We start from the raw sequence: 17,822 nt of genomic DNA, 5'->3' as shown, positions 1-17,822 counted from the left end.
GCTTACGCGGGCTGCCCGAGGGGGTGGGAGGCGAGGAGCTCGCCCAGAGCCTCTTCGTGGGCCGCGGCCGAGCCCAGTGAGAGCTCCAGCTGCTTGGCCCAGGCGTGGTAGCGGTGCAGCGCGTAGTCCGTGTCGGCGCCGAACCCGCCGTGCAGGTGCTGGGCGGTCTGCACGACGCGGCGCACCCCTTCGGAGGCCCAGATCTTGGCGACCGCGACATCACCGGCGACGGGCAGCGCGCTGTCGGCGCCGGTGCTGATGCGCCAGGCCGCCTGCCACAGGGTCGCCTCCATGGCGCGCAGATCGATGTAGCGGTCGGCCGCCTGGACGGCGACGGCCTGGAACGTCGCCACCGGATGCCCGAACTGCTCGCGCTTTCCGGTGTAGTGACCGGTCAGGGCGAGCACGGCCTCGCCGAGGCCCAGGGCCAGGGCGCAGGTTCCGGTCGCGAGCAGGTCGCGCAGCCACTCCCAGGCGCCGTCCGCGGTGATGACCGCGCCCGCGTCGACGCGTACCGCTTCGAGGCGGAGCTCGGCGAACCGTTCCCCGCTGGTGGAGATCTGCTCGGCGAGAGTCACGCCCCGCTCGGCGCGGGGCACCAGCGCGAGGACGGTGTGGCCGTCGGCGGTGTGGGCGGGTACGGCGATGCGGTCGCAGGTCGGGGCCCAGGGCACGCCCGTCTGCGCGCCGTCGAACACCCAGTGGTCGCCGTCCCGGCCGGCGGTGACGGCGAGTTCGGCGCCGTCGTGGCCGGTGCGGCCGTTGGCGGCGACGGTCAGCGCCAGCTCCCCCCGACCGACCGCGGGCAGTAGCTCGCGCCTCAACTCGGCCTGCCCGTAACGCTGTACGGTCAGTGCGACCGCGCTGGTCTCCAGGAGCGGCAGCCGGGCGAGGACCCTGGCCGATTCGCGCAGCACCAGGCAGAGGGCGATCGGGTCGAGCCCCGCCCCGCCGTGCTCGGCGTCGAGAACCAGGCTCAGCAGGTCGGACGCGGCGAGCCTGGCCCATAGCGGGCGGTCGAAGTCCTCGGCTACGGCGCCCGCGGTGAGCGCGGGGCTGGGTACCGCGTCGGGGGCGACGCCCGAGAAGACCGCCTTGGCCGCCTCTACGGCAGCCAGCTGCTCCTCGGTGAAGGTGAAGTCCACGGCTCAGTCCTCCCGCACGCACCGGTTCCGTCCGGTCCGAGCGCGCGCCACAGCACGAACAGCGCGCTCTCCAAACGGATCTGACGGTTCGTCAAGATAGAACAGGTTCTACGGGATGGGAATGGGCCCGCCCCTGGGATGGGATCGGGCCCGCCCAAGGGCCTGGGAACGGGCCCGCCGTCCCCGGGGCATGCCGCCGTCCCCGGGGGCATGCCGACATCCTCGGGCCATGCCGCCGTCCCACGGATCCCGCCGGCCCCGGGGCGCGGCGCACTCAGGGACTCGCGTCCGTACCCCGCCCGCGTCCACCTCACCGGTCGAAGTCCAGCTCCACCTCTCCCGTCGCCGGATGCGACTGGCAGGCCAGCACGTAGCCGGCCTCCGTCTCCTCCGGTTCCAGCGCGAAGTTCCGCTCCATCCGCACCTCACCCTTGACCAGGAAGGCGCGGCACGTCCCGCACACGCCGCCCTTGCAGGCGTACGGGGCGTCGGCGCGGGCGCGCAGCACGGTCTCCAGGAGGGACTCCCCCTCCCGCACCGGCCAGTTGCCCGAGCGCCCGTCCAGGGTCGCGGTGAGCGTGGCGTGTGCGGGCGCGGCGGCCGGGGCGGCGGGTACCGGGGCCGCGTCCACGTGGAAGACCTCCTGGTGGATGCGGGCGCGGTCGACGCCGAGCCCGTGCAGGGCCCGCTCGGCGCCCTGGACCAGGCCGAAGGGGCCGCACAGCAGCCAGCCGTCGATGTCCGCCACCGGAAGCAGCGCGGGCAGCAGCCCGCTCAGGCGCTCGCGGTCGAGCCGGCCCGAAGGCAGCCCGGACTGCTGCTCCTCCCGGGACAGCACCGTGACCAGCTGGAACCGCTCGGGATAGCGGTCCTTCAGGTCGGCCGTCTCCTCCAGGAACATCGTCGACGCGGCGCTGCGGTCGCTGCGTATCAGGCAGAACCGCGCTTCCGGTTCGCGGGCGAGCAGGGTCGCCGCGATCGACAGGACCGGGGTGATGCCGCTGCCGCCGACGATCGCCGCGAAGTGCCCGGCGCGCGGGGGCAGCACGAAGCGGCCCATCGGCTCCATGACGTCGACGGTGTCGCCGACGGCCAGTTCCTTGAAGGCGTACGTGGAGAAGGCGCCGCCCTCCACCAGGCGGATGCCGACCCGCAGCACCGGCTCCCCCGGTGCCTCCACGGCGGGCGCGCAGATCGAGTACGTACGGCGGATCTCCTCGCCCCGCACGCCGCGGCGCAGGGCGAGATGCTGGCCGGGGACGTGCCGGTAGGCCTCGCGGAGCTCGGGCGGCACGGCGAAGGTGACGGCCACCGCGTCGTCGGTGAGCCGCTCGACCTCGCTGACCCGGAGCGGATGGAACATCTACAACTCCTTGAAGTGGTCGAACGGTTCACGGCACGACACGCAGCGGCGCAGCGCCTTGCAGGCGGTGGAGGAGAAGCGGCTGAGCAGCTCGGTGTCGGTGGATCCGCAGTGCGGACAGCGCACCGACAAGGTGAGCGCGACCGGACCCTCGGCGGTGTGCGGACGCGGCGGAGCTATGCCGAACTCGGCCAGTTTGCGCCGTCCCTCCGCGCTGATGTCGTCCGTCGACCAGGCGGGGGAGAGCACCCGGACCACCGATACGTGCTCCATGCCGTGCTCGTGCAGCACGCGCTCGATGTCCGAGGACATGGCTTCGATGGCGGGGCAGCCGGTGTAGGTGGGGGTGAGCTCGACGCGCACCCGGCCCGGGCCTTCGACCTGCACGGCCCGCAGCACGCCCAGCTCCTCCAGGCTCAGCACCGGCAGTTCCGGGTCGGGGACGGAGCCGGCGAGGCGGCGCAGCTCGGTCTCCAGGGGGGTGGGGGCGGTGGGGGCCGTGCCGGTCACCATGACGCCCCCGGGTGGCTGCGGTGCAGGTGCTGCATTTCGGCGAGCATCCGCCCGAACGTCTCGGTGTGCAGGCCCTGCCGGCCCGCTCCCGCCGCCCAGCCTCCGGTGCGGGGGCCTTCCGGGACGGTCAGGGTGGCCCGGCCCAGGACCGAGGTCACCGAGGCCGTCCAACGTGCCTCCAGACCGGCCCAGTTGAGGTCCAGACCGGGCACCGGCTGGAACATCTCGCCGGTGAAGCGCCACAGCGCCTCGCAGGCCCGCCGCATCCGGCCGTGGCTCTCCTCGGTGCCGTCGCCGAGCCGCAGCGTCCACTGCTCGGCGTGGTCACGGTGGTACTCGACCTCCTTGACGGCCTTGGCCGCGACAGGGGCGAACTCGCCGCCGCCCGCCGCCAGTTCGCCGTACAGCAGGTGCTGGTACGTCGAGAAGTACAGCTGGCGGGCGATGGTGTGGGCGAAGTCGCCGTTGGGCTGCTCGACGAGCTGGAGGTTGCGGAAGGCCCGCTCCTCGCGGAGGTAGGCCAGCTCGTCCTCGTCGCCGACCTGCGAGAGCAGCAGCCGGGCCTGGCCGAGCAGGTCGAGGGCGATGTTCGCCAGGGCGACCTCTTCTTCGAGGACAGGGGCGTGCCCGGCCCACTCACCGAGCCGGTGCGACAGCACCAGGGCGTCGTCGCCGAGGGCGAGGGCGGCCTGTGCCGGGACGGTGGCGGTCACAGGTGCTTCACCCCTTCCGGGATCTCGTAGAACGTGGGGTGGCGATAGGGCTTGTCGGCGGCCGGGTCGAAGAAGGAGTCCTTCTCGTCGGGCGAGGACGCGCTGATCGCGCTCGACGGCACGACCCAGATCGAGATGCCCTCCGACCTGCGGGTGTACAGATCGCGGGCGTTGCGAAGGGCCATCTCGGCGTCCGGCGCGTGCAGGCTCCCCGCGTGGGTGTGGGACAGCCCGCGGCGCGCGCGCACGAACACCTCCCAGAGCGGCCAGTCGTGCGTGCTCATGCCGTCGCCTCCCCGTTCGCGTCCTGCCCCTGTTGTTCCTGCTGTCCCTGTTGCTTCTGCTGGCTCGGCTCGCTCTGCCGGCCCGGCTCGCTCTGCTCGCCCTGCCGGCCTGACCGGACCGGCTGACCTGGCTCGCCCGGCTCGCTCAGCCGGCTCCGCCGTGCCTGCCGCCCCTGCTCCTTCGTGGCGTACGCGGCGGCCGCGTCCCGTACCCAGGCGCCCTCCTCGTGGGCTCGGCGGCGCTGCGAGAGCCGTTGCTCGTTGCAGGGGCCGTTGCCCTTGAGGACCTCCCAGAACTCCGTCCAGTCGATCGCGCCGAAGTCGTGGTGGCCGCGCTCCTCGTTCCAGCGCAGATCCGGGTCGGGCAGGGTGAGGCCGAGGCTCTCGGCCTGGCCGACCGCTATGTCCACGAAGCGCTGGCGCAGCTCGTCGTTGGAGTGCCGCTTGATCTTCCAGAGCATCGACTGCGCCGAGTGGGCGGACTCGTCGTCCGGCGGGCCGAACATCATCAGCGAGGGCCACCACCAGCGGTCCACCGCGTCCTGCGCCATCGCGTGCTGCTCGGGCGTCCCCCGCGACAGGGCCAGCAGCAGCTCGTACCCCTGCCGCTGGTGGAAGGACTCCTCCTTGCAGACGCGGACCATCGCCCGCGCGTACGGCCCGTAGGAGCAGCGGCACAGGGGGACCTGGTTGGTGATCGCCGCGCCGTCCACCAGCCAGCCGATCGCGCCGACGTCGGCCCAGGTCAGGGTGGGGTAGTTGAAGATCGACGAGTACTTCTGGCGGCCCGAGTGCAGCTTGTCGAGCAGCTCGTCGCGGCCGGTGCCGAGCGTTTCGGCGGCGCTGTAGAGGTAGAGGCCGTGGCCCGCCTCGTCCTGCACCTTGGCCATCAGGATGGCCTTGCGCCGCAGGGACGGGGCGCGGGTGATCCAGTTCGCCTCCGGCTGCATGCCGATGATCTCGGAGTGGGCGTGCTGTGCCATCTGACGGACCAGCGTGGAGCGGTACTCCTCGGGCATCCAGTCGCGTGGCTCGATCCGCTCGTCCGCGGCGACCGCCGCGTCGAACACCGCCAGGTACGACGCGTCCGTACCTGCGGCTGCCGTGGCTGTCGCGGTCACTCCGGTCATTCCGGCCCCCTGCCGAGCTGCTGTGCGGCTGTCCACCAACCGACCGATCGTTCGGTTCAATGACTTCAATGGTGAGTCGACGGCCCGTAGGGTGTCAACCCTGTGGATAACTCAGCGGGTGCCGATCGGGGCGGGATGGATTCGTACAAGGACGGGACCGAAGCCGGCGGCAAGGCCGACGGAGCGGAATCCGGGCAGGTCAAGGCCACTGCGGCCGAGGCCGTCGGCCCTGCGGGGAGCGGGGGCGGGGGTTCGGCCGAACGGGGTGGGGACGCCGGACCGGAAACCACGTCCGGCCCTGCGGAGGACGCCGGTTTCGATTCGGCGGCGGTCTCCGACCCACCTTCCGCCATGCGGGCGGCGCCCGATCAGGCTCCGGATCCCGCCACGGGGCCGTCCGGGACCGAGCCAACTGAGCCCACCCGGCCCGCCGAGCCCGCCGAGCCCGCACAGCCCGCCGAGTCCACGCGGCCGGGCCGTGGCCGCGCCTCGTGGCCGAAGCTGGACGCGGGTGTGGCCTCAGGCCGCCAGCCGACCGCGGCCGCCAGCACCGGCCCCGCCCCTGCCCCTGCCCCCGGCCCCGGCTCCGCCGGATCGGCCGCCGCCGCCTCCGACCCCGGCCCGGCCGCTCCCGCAACCAGCACCAGCACCGGCCTCGGCACCGACCCCGACCCGGCCGCTCCCGCAACCAGCACCAGTACCGGCCCCGGCGACCCCCAGCCGATCGGCCCCGCGGGCCCCGGCGGAGGCGTTCCCTCGCGGGGGATCGCCGGGCTGCCCTTCCGCTTCCAGGTGGTGGCCGCACTCGCGCTCGCGGTCATCGGCGTGATCGCCTGCGTGCAGATAGGGATGGTCTTCCTGCACGTGGCGCCGCCCAACACGGTCAGCAAGCAGTACGGCAAGGCCGTGGACGACTGGATCTACCCCGAGTTCGAGCAGAACTGGAAGCTCTTCGCGCCCAATCCGCTCCAGCAGAACATCGACGTCCAGGCGCGCGCCGAGCTCAAGATGCCGGACGGCAGCGTCCGTACCACCGGCTGGATCGACTTCTCGGCACAGGACGGCGCCGCGATCCGGCACAACCCGCTGCCCAGCCACACCGAGCAGAACGAACTGCGCCGCGCCTGGGACTTCTTCGTGGGGTCGCACACCGACGACAACAAGGCCAACGGCCTGCGCGGCGAGCTGTCCGAGGAGTATCTGCGCCGGATCCTGGTGCTCCGGCTCGGCACGCACCGCGACGGCGGCACCGTCGACCGGATCCAGGTCAGGTCCATGACCACCTCGGTCAAGAACCCGCCGTGGAGCGACGAGAAGAGCGATACGCGGCCGTCCTACCGGGAGGTGCCGTGGTGGACGGTGACCCCGGCCGACCTGCCCTCGGGCGCCGGTGACGCACGTACGGAGGCGAAGCGTTGAGCACGTACGACCACGACGGCCCGACCAGGACCGCCCCCGCCACCCCTCCGGCCGTTCACCCCCCGGCCCCCAATCCCGACACCACTCCCGCTGCTACTTCCGCTGCCGATCCGGCTGCCGCTCCCTCTCCCTCTCCCTCTCCCGCCGCCCCTACCGTTCCTGCCTCCGCCGCGGCCGCCAAGCCGTCCGGCTCCGCCGCCGACACCGGCGAGACGCGGGCGGCGCGGGCGGTGCGGATGGTGTCGGGCGTCGCCCTCGGCCCCTACCAGAGCGCCGTCGTCCGGATCGGCTTCTCCGCGACCTGGCTGTTCTTCCTGCTGCGCGAGCTGCCCAACCGCCACCAGCTGTACGGCCCGGACGGGCCCTGGAGCTTCGGCCTCGGCAACCGTCTGGTGTCCGGCAACCACGCCTTCACCGCGCTGCTCTGGACCGACAGCGCCTTCTGGTTCGAGTTCGTGTACGCCCTCGCCATCGTGTCGAGCGCGCTGCTGCTGGTCGGTTGGCGCACCCGCACGATGTCCGTGCTCTTCATGATCGGCGTGCTGTCGTTGCAGAATCGCTCCGTCTTCATGGGGGACGGCGGTGACAACGTCATCCACCTGATGGCGATGTATCTGGTCTTCACGCGCTGTGCGCGGGTCTGGTCCCTGGACGCGCGGCGCGCCGCGCGCGGAGTGACCCGCGACCGCGTCGGCCCGGTGCTGTGGGTGGTGTGCGGCCTCGGGCTGCTGGTCGCCACCTGGCGCACGTCCGGGTCCGGCGTCTTCGGTGGCGGCGAGTGGTGGCTGTGGGTCGTGTTCTGGGGCATGTGGGCCGCCCAGGGGCTGTGGTGGGCGGTGCGGCGTCGTGGCGACGCGGACGCACGGGCGCTGCTCGACATCCTCGCGAACCTCGTCCACAACGCGGCCATGGTCGTGATCATGGCGGAGGTCTGCCTGGTCTACGCGACGGCCGGCTGGTACAAGATCCAGGGCAGCCGCTGGCAGGACGGCACCGCGCTGTTCTACCCGCTGAAGCTGGACTACTTCTCGCCGTGGCCCGAACTCTCCTCCCTCCTGGGCACGAGCGGGGTGATCGTGATGCTGCTCACCTATGGAACGGTCATGGTCCAAGTGGCGTTCCCGTTCACGCTGTTCAACCGGCGGGTCAAGAACGTGCTGCTCGTGGCGATGATGCTGGAGCACGCCGGGATCGCGGTCCTGCTGGGTCTGCCGTTCTTCTCGCTCGCGATGATCGCGGCCGACGCCGTGTTCCTGCCGACGCCCTTCCTGCGCGGGGTGGGTGCGTACGCGGGCCGGCTGCGGCCGGGCGCGCGCCTTCCCGCGCAGCGCCGGGAGCGGGCGGAGGAGCCCGAGCGGCCACGTACGCTCGTGGGGTGAGCAGCACCGATCATCCGGTCCCGGCCGAGGACGCCCCGGCCGCCGACCCCATCCAGTACGACGAAGGCTTCGGCCCGGCCGAGGTCGGGGTCGGCCCGCACCCGCGGCCCTGGCCCGAGGGCGAGCGCTACGACCCGGAGCTGCTCGCGCACGGCGACCGTCGCAATGTCGTCGACGCCTACCGGTACTGGACGCGCGAGGCGATCGTCGCCGACCTCGACACCCGGCGGCACGACTTCCACGTGGCCGTGGAGAACTGGGGCCACGACTTCAACATCGGCTCCGTGGTGCGGACCGCGAACGCGTTCCTCGCCAAGGAGATCCACATCGTGGGGCGGCGCCGCTGGAACCGGCGCGGCGCCATGGTCACCGACCGGTACCAGCACGTACGCCACCACCCGGACACCGAGTCGCTGACCGCGTGGGCGCTGGCCGAGGACGTGCCGATCATCGGCATCGACAACCTGCCCGGCGCGGTGCCGCTGGAGCGGACCGAGCTGCCGCGCCGGTGTGTGCTGCTCTTCGGCCAGGAGGGGCCCGGGCTCACCGAGGAAGCCCGCAAGCACGCCCAACTGGTGTGCTCCATCGCCCAGTTCGGCTCCACGCGCTCCATCAACGCCGGGGCCGCGGCGGCCATCGCGATGCACGCCTGGGTGCAGAGGCACGCCGTCGTTCCCGGCTGACGCGCCCCCGCTCCACCCCGGGCCGGGCTCAGGGACCGGCCGTTTGCCGCCGAAGCGGGCTCAGGCCTGCCTGCGGACCTCCACCACGCGGAACCGGTTGGCGACGAACGCCCCGTCGCACAGGGCCGCGTTGGCCGCCGGGTTGCCGCCCGAGCCGTGGAAGTCGGAGAAGGCGGCCGTCTGGTTGACGTACACCCCGCCCGTCAGGTTCAGCGACAGCTGGGCCGACTCGTCCAGACAGACGTCCTCCACCGCGCGCTCCACCTCCTCGGAGGTGGTGTACGCGCCGACCGTCATCGCGCCCTTGTCGCGGATCGTGCGGCGCAGCAGCTCGACCGCGTCCGCCGTGGAGTCGACGGCGACGGCGAAGGAGACCGGGCCGAAGCACTCCGAGAGGTAGACCGCCTCCGCGTCCGGCTTCGCGCCGTCCAGCTTGACGATGACCGGGGTGCGCACCACCGCGTCCGGGAACTCGGGGTTGGCCACCTCCCTGGAGGCCAGGGCGACTTCACCGAGGCCGGAGGCCGCCTCCAGGCGGGACTTCACGTCCGGGTTGACCAGGGCGCCGAGCAGCGCGTTGGCCCGGGCGTCGTCGCCGAGCAGGCCGCCGACCGCCGCCGCGAGGTCGCCCACCACCTCGTCGAAGGTCTTCTTTCCCGCGTCCGTGGTGATGCCGTCGCGGGGGATCAGCAGGTTCTGCGGGGTGGTGCACATCTGGCCGCTGTAGAGGGACAGCGAGAAGGACAGGTTGCCGAGCATGCCCTTGTAGTCGTCGGTGGAGTCGATGACCACCGTGTTGACGCCGGCCTTCTCCGTGTAGACCTGCGCCTGGCGCGCGTTGGTCTCCAGCCAGTCGCCGAAGGCGGAGGAGCCCGTGTAGTCGATGATCTTGATCTCGGGGCGCACCGCGAGGGTCTTGGCGATGCCCTCGCCGGGCCGCTCGGCCGCGAGCGCCACCAGGTTCGGGTCGAAGCCCGCCTCGGCCAGGACCTCGCGCGCCACCTTCACCGTCATCGCGAGCGGCAGGACCGCGCGCGGGTGCGGCTTGAACAGGACCGGGTTGCCGGTGGCCAGCGAGGCGAACAGACCCGGGTAGCCGTTCCAGGTCGGGAAGGTGTTGCAGCCGATCAGCAGGGCGATGCCGCGGCCGGCCGGCGTGAACGTCTTGGCGAGCTCCAGCGGCTCGCGCTTGCCCTGGGGCTTGGACCAGGCGGCAGAACCCGACGGCGTGCGCGTCTGCTCCTGGTAGGCGTACGCGACGGCCTCCAGGCCGCGGTCCTGGGCGTGCGGTCCGCCCGCCTGGAACGCCATCATGAACGCCTGGCCGCTGGTGTGCATGACCGCGTGCGCGAACTCGTGCGTCCGGGCGCCGATGCGGGCCAGGATCTCGACGCAGACCAGCGCCCGAGTCTCGGGCCCGGCGGCCCGCCAGGCGGCCATGCCCGCGCGCATCGCGGGCAGCAGCACGTCGAGGTCGGGGTGCGGGTACTGGACGCCCAACTCGATCCCGTAGGGCGAGACTTCGGCGCCCGTCCAGTCGTCCGTGCCCGGCTGGTCGAGGTCGAAGCGGCGGTTCAGGAGCGCGTCGAAGGCCGCCTTGCCGTCCTCGGCGCCCGTCTCTCCGTAGGCCTTGGGGTGCTCCGGATGCGGCGACCAGTACGCACGCGTGCGGATTGCCTCCAGGGCCCCGTCCAGGGTGGGCCTGTGCTTCTCGGTCAGCTGCATGGAGCAACTCCTCGTCGAGTCTTCGAGCTGGGCAGGGAGAGCCGGACACCGTTAGAGTAACCGAACGATCGGTCGGGACAAGGGGGCCCGGGGAAACCTGTGGACAACTACCGGCCAAGCCCCCCGCGGCCCCTGCTGTGCGGCCCCGGGAGGGGGCCCGCCGGGCCCCTGGGCAAGCCGTAGGGGAGGATCGCGTTCATGACCGAAACCGCCAGCGCCGCAGCGATCGCGCCGAGCCGTACCGTCGCCGTCGTCGGCACCGGGACCATGGGGCAGGGCATCGCCCAGGTCGCCCTCGTCGCCGGGCACCCCGTACGGCTCTACGACGCCGTCCCGGGCCGCGCACGCGAGGCCGCCGACGCGCTCGCCGGCCGCCTGGGCCGCCTGGTCGACAAGGGCCGGCTGGACGCCGCCGGGCGCGACGCGGCGCTGGCCCGGCTGCGTCCGGCCGACGGACTCGCCGAGCTCGCGGACGCGGCGCTCGTCGTCGAGGCCGTACTGGAACAACTTCCGGTCAAGCAGGAGCTGTTCGGCTCCCTTGAGGACGTGGTCGGCGAGGACTGTCTGCTCGCCACCAACACCTCATCGCTCTCGGTGACCGCGATCGCCGGGAAGCTGCGGCACCCGGGCCGCTTCGTCGGCCTGCACTTCTTCAACCCGGCCCCGCTGCTCCCGCTGGTCGAGGTCGTCAGCGGCTTCGCCACCGACGAGACCGCGGCGACCCGGGCGTACGAGACGGCGAAGGCGTGGGGCAAGACCCCGGTGCGCTGCACCGACACCCCCGGCTTCATCGTCAACCGCATCGCCCGGCCCTTCTACGCGGAGGCCTTCGCGGTTTACGAGGAGCGCGGCGCCGACCCGGCCACCATCGACGCGGTGCTGCGCGAGAGCGGCGGATTCCGCATGGGCCCCTTCGAGCTCACCGACCTCATCGGGCAGGACGTCAACGAGGCGGTGACGCGCTCGGTCTGGGAGTCCTTCTTCCGGAGTCCCAAGTTCACGCCGTCCCTGGCCCAGCGCCGGCTCGTCGAGTCCGGTCTGCACGGGCGCAAGAGCGGGCGCGGCTGGTACGCCTACGACGCGCCCGGCGCGTCCTCCCAAGAGGCGGCGCGGCCCGCCCCGCACACCGCTCCACCCGCCCAGGCGCCCGCGGCCGTCACCGTGGTCGGCGACCTGGGGCCGGCCCGTGATCTCGTGGCGATGATGGGCGAGGCCGGCATCGCGGTGAAGACCGTCAACGAGGGCGGTCCCTACATCGAGCTTCCGGGGGATGGACAGCTCGTACCCGCCGACGGCAAGACGTCCGTCGAGTTCGCCGACGTCGTCTACTTCGACCTCGCCCTCGACTACCGGGGCGCCACCCGCATCGCGCTCTCCGCGAGCGAGGACACCTCCGAGCAGGCCGTCAGCGAGGCCGTCGGCCTGTTCCAGAAGCTCGGCAAGGAGGTCAGCGTCATCGGGGACGTGCCGGGCATGATCGTCGCCCGTACCGTCGCGATGCTCGCCGACCTCGCCGCCGACGCCGTCGCCAAGGGCGTGGCCTCGCCCGAGGACATCGACACCGCGATGCGGCTCGGCGTCAACTACCCGCTGGGGCCCGTCGAATGGAACCGGCGCCTGGGCCAGGACTGGGCGTACGACCTGCTCTCGGCACTGCACGAGCGCTGCCCCACCGGCCGCTACGCCCCCTCGCTCGCGCTCTTCCGGCAGGCGTACGCGGGCGACGAGGAGACGGGTTCATGACCACCCCCAAGCGCGACACCTACACGCCCGAGACGCTGCTCACGGTCGCCGTGCGGATCTTCAACGAGCGCGGTTACGACGGCACTTCGATGGAGCACCTGTCCAAAGCGGCCGGGATCTCCAAGTCGTCCATCTACCATCACGTCGCCGGCAAGGAGGAGCTCCTCCACCGGGCCGTGAGCCGCGCCATCGAAGGGCTCTTCGGCGTCCTGGACGAGCCGGGTGCCGGGCGCGGCCGGTCGATCGATCGGGTCGAGTACGTCACTCGACGTACGGTCGAGGTCCTGATGGCCGAACTTCCCTACGTCACGCTGCTGTTGCGCGTCCGTGGAAACACCAAGACGGAACGCTGGGCGATGGAGCGCCGCCGGGAGTTCGACCAGCGGGTCGCCGATCTGCTCAAGGCGGCCGTGGCGGACGGCGATCTCCGCGCCGACCTGGATATTCGCCTCGCGACGAGGCTGCTCTTCGGCATGGTCAACTCGCTGGTGGAGTGGTACCGGCCGCAGCGCGAGGGGGAGGCGGACGGGGACCAGGTGGCCGACACCGTCGTACGGATGGCCTTCGAGGGGTTGCGGACCGGCCATTGAGTCCCGGTGCCGTTGACTGAGGCACCGAAGCGGATCAACATCCACGGTCATGGCTGCCTCGCGAACACCTGCGTCCCTCGTGTCCGGCTGCGTCACGGTGCTGCTCGTGGGCCTGACGCTGGCCGGGTGCAGTGGCGGGGGCGGCAAGGACGGCGCGGCGCCCCGGCCACAGGACACACGGGCCGCCGTCAAGAAGGCCGAGCCGTCCCCCGCCGCGCCGGCCAGGGGCGACGACTTCGGGTGTCTGACGCCGGCCCAGGCCGCGACGGGTTCCATCGTCTTCAAGAGCGCGACCGGGGCGCCCGTGGGCGGCTTTCTGACCGGCAGCGGCAACACCGGGATCGTGCTCGCCCACCAGTCGGACGGGAACGTCTGCCAGTGGAAGGACAAGGCCGTCGCGCTCGGCAAGGTCGGCTTCCGGGTCCTCGCCGTCAACAGCACGACCGTCGACGAGGCCGCCGAGATCGAGGGCGCGGCGAGCACCCTGCGCGCCGAGGGCGCCTGGAAGCTGCTTCTCATGGGTGCCTCCAAGGGCGGCACCGCCACGCTCCGGGCAGCCGCCCACATGATGCTGAAGCCGGACGCGGTGGTTTCCCTCTCCGCCCCCGAGAAGTACGGCACGATCGACGCTCTCGACGCCGTGGCGGCCCTCGACGTGCCGGTGCTCTACATGGCGGGCGACCAGGACGGCGGCTTCGCCCCGGCCGCCCGGGAGCTGAGCGCGGCCAGCGACAGGGCCCCGGAGAACCGGCTCGTCCAGGTCAAGGGCTCGGCCGCGCACGGAGTGGCCCTCCTGGCCACGCCGGCCAACTGGGACACCGTCCTCGCCTTCCTGAGGAAGTACTGCACGTGACCAGTCCTCGGGGACCCGTGAGCAGTCCCTACTGACCTGCGCGTGAGCAGTACTTACTGAGGGCGGATCCGCCGCTTACCGAGGCGGTTCCACCGAGCCGGGCTGGCGCTACGCCGGGTCCAGGTCGGTCTCCTCGAACACCAGCAGCGTGCGCGTCGACAGCACCTCGGGGATGGACTGGATCCGGGTCAGGACCAGCTCCCGCAGCGCCCGGTTGTCCGGCGTGTGGACCAGGAGCAGCACATCGAAGTCCCCGCTCACCAGGGCGATGTGGGCGGCCCCCGGCAACTCCTTGAGCTGTTCGCGCACGGTGCGCCAGGAGTTCTGCACGATCTTGAGCGTGATGTACGCGGCCGCGCCCTGGCCGGCCCGTTCGTGGTCCACGCGCGCGGTGAAACCCTGGATGACGCTGTCCTCGACGAGCCGGTTGATGCGTGCGTAGGCGTTGGCGCGCGAGACGTGCACCCGGTCCGCCACGGAGCGTATCGAGGCCCGGCCGTCCGTCTGGAGGATGCGCAGGATGTCGTGGTCGATCTGGTCCAGCGGCCGGGGCGGCACCGGCCGGTTCTCGCCGGTGGCCATTTGTTCAGCTGCCATGTCCCCCCGCCTTCCTGTTGTGGACGACCTGTTCCCATCCCAGGCTGTGGAGAACCGTTTGTCCACAGGCTGAAGGTGCCTGTAGCCAAAATGCGTCCACGACCGAACAATCGGTAGGTGAGGGGCGTCACAGTCGCGCCTCGCCCATGGATGTCCGCTCCGACAAGGAGGTGCATTGGCATGACGGTCCAAGAGCTCCCCGGTGCCGCCGCATACCGGCCGACCCCTCCCCCCGCCTGGAGGCCCCGCACCGACCCCGCGCCGCTCCTCCCGGACCCCGAGCCGTTCCGGGTCCTCGGCACCGGAGCCGAGCTCGACCGCGCGCTGATGCTGAAGCTGTACGCCGAGCTGGTCCGCGGCCGCCGCTTCAACGCGCAGGCGACCGCCCTCACCAAGCAGGGCCGCCTCGCGGTGTACCCCTCGTCGACCGGCCAGGAGGCCTGCGAGGTCGCCGCCGCGCTGGCCCTGGAGGAGCGCGACTGGCTGTTCCCGAGCTACCGCGACACCCTCGCCGCCGTCGCCCGCGGCCTGGACCCCGTGCAGGCCCTGACGCTGCTGCGCGGCGACTGGCACACCGGGTACGACCCGCGCGAGCACCGCATCGCCCCGCTGTGCACCCCGCTCGCCACCCAGCTCCCGCACGCCGTGGGCCTGGCCCACGCGGCCCGCCTCACGGGCGACGACGTGGTGGCGCTCGCCCTGGTCGGCGACGGCGGCACCAGCGAGGGCGACTTCCACGAGGCGCTGAACTTCGCGGCCGTCTGGCAGGCCCCGGTGGTCTTCCTGGTCCAGAACAACGGCTTCGCGATCTCCGTGCCGCTCGCCAAGCAGACCGCCGCGCCCTCCCTCGCCCACAAGGCCGTCGGCTACGGAATGCCGGGCCGCCTGGTGGACGGCAACGACGCACCCGCCGTGCACCAGGTGCTGTCCGAGGCCATCGGCCGGGCCCGGCGCGGTGGCGGCCCCACCCTGATCGAGGCCGTCACGTACCGCATGGAGGCGCACACCAACGCCGACGACGCGACGCGCTACCGGGGCTCCGCCGAGGTCGACGCCTGGCGCGAGCACGACCCGATCCGCCTCCTGGAGGGCGAGCTGACCGCCCGCGGTCTGATCGACGAGGGAGGCATACGCGCCGCCGCCGAGGCCGCCGAGGCCATGGCCGCGGCCCTGCGCGAGCAGATGAACGCCGAGCCGTCCCTGAATCCGATGGACCTGTTCGCCGAGGTCTACACCGCGCAGAGCGGCCAACTGCGCGAGCAGGCGGCCCAGTTGCGTGCCGAGCTGGAAGCCGAGGCCCGGTGATGACCACCGCCACCGACAGGAAACCCGCCACCATGGCGCAGGCCCTGCAACGCGCGATGCGCGACGCCATGGCCGAGGACCCGACCGTCCACGTCCTCGGCGAGGACGTCGGCACCCTGGGCGGCGTCTTCCGGGTCACCGACGGGCTCGCCAAGGAGTTCGGCGAGGACCGCTGCACCGACACCCCGCTCGCCGAGGCCGGCATCCTCGGCACGGCCGTCGGCATGGCGATGTACGGTCTGCGGCCCGTCGTCGAGATGCAGTTCGACGCGTTCGCCTATCCGGCGTTCGAGCAGCTCATCAGCCATGTCGCCAAGATGCGCAACCGCACCCGCGGCGCCATGGCGATGCCTATCGTGGTGCGCGTGCCCTACGGCGGCGGCATCGGCGGCGTCGAGCACCACAGCGACTCCAGCGAGGCCTACTACATGGCCACGCCCGGCCTGAAGGTCGTCACGCCGGCCACCGTGGAGGACGCGTACGGCCTGCTCAGGGAGGCCATCGCCGACGACGACCCGGTCGTCTTCCTGGAGCCCAAGCGGCTCTACTGGTCGAAGGCCGACTGGTCGCCCGAGGATCCCGCACCCGTCGAGCCCATCGGCCGGGCCGTCGTACGGCGCCCCGGCAGCAGCGCCACGCTCCTCACCTACGGGCCGTCCCTTCCGGTGTGTCTGGAGGCGGCCGAGGCGGCGCGCGAGGAGGGCTGGGACCTCGAAGTCGTCGATCTGCGCTCGCTGGTTCCCTTCGACGACGAGACCGTGTGCGCCTCGGTGCGCCGCACCGGGCGGGCCGTGGTCGTCCACGAGTCGGCCGGGTTCGGCGGCCCCGGCGGCGAGATCGCCGCGCGCGTCACCGAACGCTGCTTCCACCATCTGGAGGCGCCCGTGCTGCGGGTCGCCGGCTTCGACATCCCCTATCCGCCGCCGATGCTGGAGAAGCACCATCTGCCGGGCGTGGACCGGGTGTTGGACGCGGTGGCGCGGCTTCAGTGGGAGGCGGAGCACTGATGCCTAAGGTGCTTGAGTTCAAGCTGCCCGACCTCGGAGAGGGGCTCACCGAGGCGGAGATCGTGCGCTGGCTCGTCGAGGTCGGCGAAGTCGTGGCCGTGGACCAGCCGGTCGTCGAGGTGGAGACGGCCAAGGCGATGGTGGAGGTGCCGTGCCCCTACGGTGGGGTCGTCACCGCCCGCTTCGGTGAGGAGGGCAGTGAACTCCCCGTCGGCGCACCCCTGTTGACGGTCGCGGTCGGCCCGCCGCAGGAGCGCTCCGGCGCTGAGGACGCCGAGGACGTCGAGTCCTCCGAGTACTCGGGCAATGTCCTGGTCGGTTACGGGACCGCGGCGGCCACCACCCGACGCCGCCCGCGCGTGCGGCCCGCCGCCCCGGCGGCCGCCCCCAAGGCGGCCCCCGCCCCGGTGCGGCCCACGGGTCCGGTGCCGGTCATCTCACCGTTGGTGCGCCGGCTGGCCCGCGAACACGGGCTCGATCTGCGGGAGTTGCGGGGCACGGGGCCCGAGGGGCTGATCCTGCGCGCCGACGTCGAATCGGCCCTGCAAGCGCCGGCCCGGCCCGCCGAGCCCATCGCCGAACCCGCCGCCGCGGTCGCCCCCCGACCCGCCGCCGCGGTCGCCCCCCGACTTGCCGCCGCCTCCGCGGCCCCGGCCGGTACGCGCGTCCCGCTGAAGGGCATCCGGGGCGCGGTCGCCGACAAACTCAGCCGCAGCCGCACCGAAATCCCCGACGCCACCTGCTGGGTGGACGCGGACGCCACGGAACTCATGGCGGCCCGCGCCGCGATGAACAGCGCGGGTGGACCCAAGGTGTCCGTCCTCGCGCTGCTCGCCCGGATCTGCACCGCGGCCCTCGCCCGCCACCCCGAGCTCAACTCGACGGTGGACACGGCGGCCCGCGAGATCGTGCGGCTGCCCGAGGTCCACCTGGGCTTCGCGGCGCAGACCGAACGCGGCCTGGTCGTCCCGGTCGTCCGTGACGCGCACAGCCGCAATGTCGACTCGCTCGGCGCCGAACTCGCCCGGCTCACCGAGGCGGCCCGCACCGGCTCGCTGACCCCGGCCGAGCTGACCGGAGGCACCTTCACCCTCAACAACTACGGGGTCTTCGGCGTAGACGGCTCCACGCCGATCATCAACCACCCCGAGGCGGCGATGCTGGGCGTGGGGCGCATCATTCCCAAGCCCTGGGTGCACGAGGGAGAGCTGGCCGTGCGCCAGGTGGTCCAGCTCTCGCTCACCTTCGACCACCGGGTGTGCGACGGCGGTACCGCGGGCGGCTTCCTGCGCCATGTCGCGGACTGCGTGGAACACCCGGCCGTGCTGCTGCGCACCCTGTGACGAACGTCCCCGCGAACTCGGGACGTTCGC

17 protein-coding genes are annotated in these 17,822 nt (G+C 72.4%); 9 read left to right on the top strand and 8 right to left on the bottom strand.

The window, feature by feature from the left end; genetic code table 11:
• Nucleotides 1-2 precede the first annotated feature (2 nt).
• The 6 genes from ACFYNP_RS02395 to paaA form a co-directional block, all read right to left on the bottom strand.
• Nucleotides 3-1,145 (bottom strand): acyl-CoA dehydrogenase family protein, encoded by a 1,143-nt coding sequence (locus tag ACFYNP_RS02395; RefSeq protein WP_388781840.1) that lies wholly within the window; start codon nucleotides 1,143-1,145, stop codon nucleotides 3-5.
• 310 nt (nucleotides 1,146-1,455) lie between these two features.
• On the bottom strand, nucleotides 1,456-2,508 hold the full coding sequence (locus ACFYNP_RS02390; protein ID WP_388781837.1) for a 2Fe-2S iron-sulfur cluster-binding protein: 1,053 nt from the start codon (nucleotides 2,506-2,508) through the stop codon (nucleotides 1,456-1,458).
• Nucleotides 2,509-3,021: a 1,2-phenylacetyl-CoA epoxidase subunit PaaD gene (gene paaD / locus ACFYNP_RS02385; protein WP_388413765.1), complete on the bottom strand. Its 513-nt coding sequence runs from the start codon at nucleotides 3,019-3,021 to the stop codon at nucleotides 2,509-2,511.
• Nucleotides 3,015-3,734 carry a 1,2-phenylacetyl-CoA epoxidase subunit PaaC gene (gene paaC, locus ACFYNP_RS02380; protein ID WP_388781834.1) on the bottom strand — a complete coding sequence of 240 codons (720 nt, stop codon included), beginning with the start codon at nucleotides 3,732-3,734 and terminating at the stop codon, nucleotides 3,015-3,017. Before paaC ends, paaD begins: the two co-directional genes overlap by 7 nt.
• A complete protein-coding gene (gene paaB, locus ACFYNP_RS02375; RefSeq protein WP_100575521.1) occupies nucleotides 3,731-4,018 on the bottom strand; it encodes a 1,2-phenylacetyl-CoA epoxidase subunit PaaB in 288 nt (95 codons plus the stop codon). Before paaB ends, paaC begins: the two co-directional genes overlap by 4 nt.
• Entirely contained in the window at nucleotides 4,015-5,148 is a 1,134-nt protein-coding gene (gene paaA / locus ACFYNP_RS02370; protein ID WP_388781831.1) for a 1,2-phenylacetyl-CoA epoxidase subunit PaaA, read from the bottom strand. Before paaA ends, paaB begins: the two co-directional genes overlap by 4 nt.
• A gap of 513 nt (nucleotides 5,149-5,661) precedes the next feature.
• Here paaA and ACFYNP_RS02365 point away from each other — a divergent pair.
• From ACFYNP_RS02365 to ACFYNP_RS02355, 3 genes are all read left to right on the top strand, one after another.
• Complete coding sequence (locus tag ACFYNP_RS02365; RefSeq protein WP_388781828.1) at nucleotides 5,662-6,567, top strand: DUF5819 family protein; 906 nt, start codon at nucleotides 5,662-5,664, stop codon at nucleotides 6,565-6,567.
• A gap of 236 nt (nucleotides 6,568-6,803) precedes the next feature.
• The gene (locus ACFYNP_RS02360; RefSeq protein WP_388782228.1) at nucleotides 6,804-7,946 is read left to right on the top strand and encodes an HTTM domain-containing protein; all 1,143 of its coding nucleotides are present in this window, start codon (nucleotides 6,804-6,806) and stop codon (nucleotides 7,944-7,946) included.
• On the top strand, nucleotides 7,943-8,629 hold the full coding sequence (locus tag ACFYNP_RS02355; protein ID WP_388781825.1) for a TrmH family RNA methyltransferase: 687 nt from the start codon (nucleotides 7,943-7,945) through the stop codon (nucleotides 8,627-8,629). The genes ACFYNP_RS02360 and ACFYNP_RS02355 overlap by 4 nt, the downstream gene beginning before the upstream one ends.
• 60 nt (nucleotides 8,630-8,689) lie before the next feature.
• On the opposite strand, the gene paaN is transcribed toward ACFYNP_RS02355, so the two are convergent.
• Entirely contained in the window at nucleotides 8,690-10,354 is a 1,665-nt protein-coding gene (paaN, locus tag ACFYNP_RS02350; RefSeq protein WP_388781822.1) for a phenylacetic acid degradation protein PaaN, read from the bottom strand.
• Nucleotides 10,355-10,552: 198 nt separating this feature from the next.
• Between paaN and ACFYNP_RS02345 the strand changes: the two genes are divergently transcribed.
• The 3 genes from ACFYNP_RS02345 to ACFYNP_RS02335 are packed head-to-tail and all read left to right on the top strand — an operon-like array spanning nucleotide 10,553 to nucleotide 13,540.
• Nucleotides 10,553-12,097 (top strand): 3-hydroxyacyl-CoA dehydrogenase, encoded by a 1,545-nt coding sequence (locus ACFYNP_RS02345; RefSeq protein ID WP_388781819.1) that lies wholly within the window; start codon nucleotides 10,553-10,555, stop codon nucleotides 12,095-12,097.
• Entirely contained in the window at nucleotides 12,094-12,687 is a 594-nt protein-coding gene (locus ACFYNP_RS02340; protein WP_388413747.1) for a TetR/AcrR family transcriptional regulator, read from the top strand. The genes ACFYNP_RS02345 and ACFYNP_RS02340 overlap by 4 nt, the downstream gene beginning before the upstream one ends.
• Nucleotides 12,688-12,736: 49 nt before the next feature.
• Complete coding sequence (locus ACFYNP_RS02335; protein WP_388781817.1) at nucleotides 12,737-13,540, top strand: alpha/beta hydrolase family protein; 804 nt, start codon at nucleotides 12,737-12,739, stop codon at nucleotides 13,538-13,540.
• A 108-nt stretch (nucleotides 13,541-13,648) separates the two neighbouring features.
• Here ACFYNP_RS02335 and ACFYNP_RS02330 read toward each other — a convergent pair whose 3' ends face one another.
• On the bottom strand, nucleotides 13,649-14,137 hold the full coding sequence (locus ACFYNP_RS02330) for an Lrp/AsnC family transcriptional regulator (protein ID WP_100575515.1): 489 nt from the start codon (nucleotides 14,135-14,137) through the stop codon (nucleotides 13,649-13,651).
• A 180-nt stretch (nucleotides 14,138-14,317) separates the two neighbouring features.
• On the opposite strand from ACFYNP_RS02330, the gene pdhA reads away from it, so the two are divergent.
• The 3 genes from pdhA to ACFYNP_RS02315 are packed head-to-tail and all read left to right on the top strand — an operon-like array spanning nucleotide 14,318 to nucleotide 17,792.
• Nucleotides 14,318-15,442 carry a pyruvate dehydrogenase (acetyl-transferring) E1 component subunit alpha gene (pdhA, locus tag ACFYNP_RS02325; protein ID WP_388781814.1) on the top strand — a complete coding sequence of 375 codons (1,125 nt, stop codon included), beginning with the start codon at nucleotides 14,318-14,320 and terminating at the stop codon, nucleotides 15,440-15,442.
• Nucleotides 15,442-16,449, top strand: coding sequence for an alpha-ketoacid dehydrogenase subunit beta (locus ACFYNP_RS02320; protein WP_388413739.1), 1,008 nt, complete (start codon nucleotides 15,442-15,444; stop codon nucleotides 16,447-16,449). The genes pdhA and ACFYNP_RS02320 overlap by 1 nt, the downstream gene beginning before the upstream one ends.
• The gene (locus ACFYNP_RS02315) at nucleotides 16,449-17,792 is read left to right on the top strand and encodes a dihydrolipoamide acetyltransferase family protein (RefSeq protein WP_388781811.1); all 1,344 of its coding nucleotides are present in this window, start codon (nucleotides 16,449-16,451) and stop codon (nucleotides 17,790-17,792) included. The genes ACFYNP_RS02320 and ACFYNP_RS02315 overlap by 1 nt, the downstream gene beginning before the upstream one ends.
• Nucleotides 17,793-17,822: the final 30 nt, after the last annotated feature.

Source organism: Streptomyces sp. NPDC006691 (assembly GCF_042869955.1).
Lineage (GTDB): Bacteria > Actinomycetota > Actinomycetes > Streptomycetales > Streptomycetaceae > Streptomyces.
This window is presented reverse-complemented; position numbering and strand designations above follow the sequence as displayed.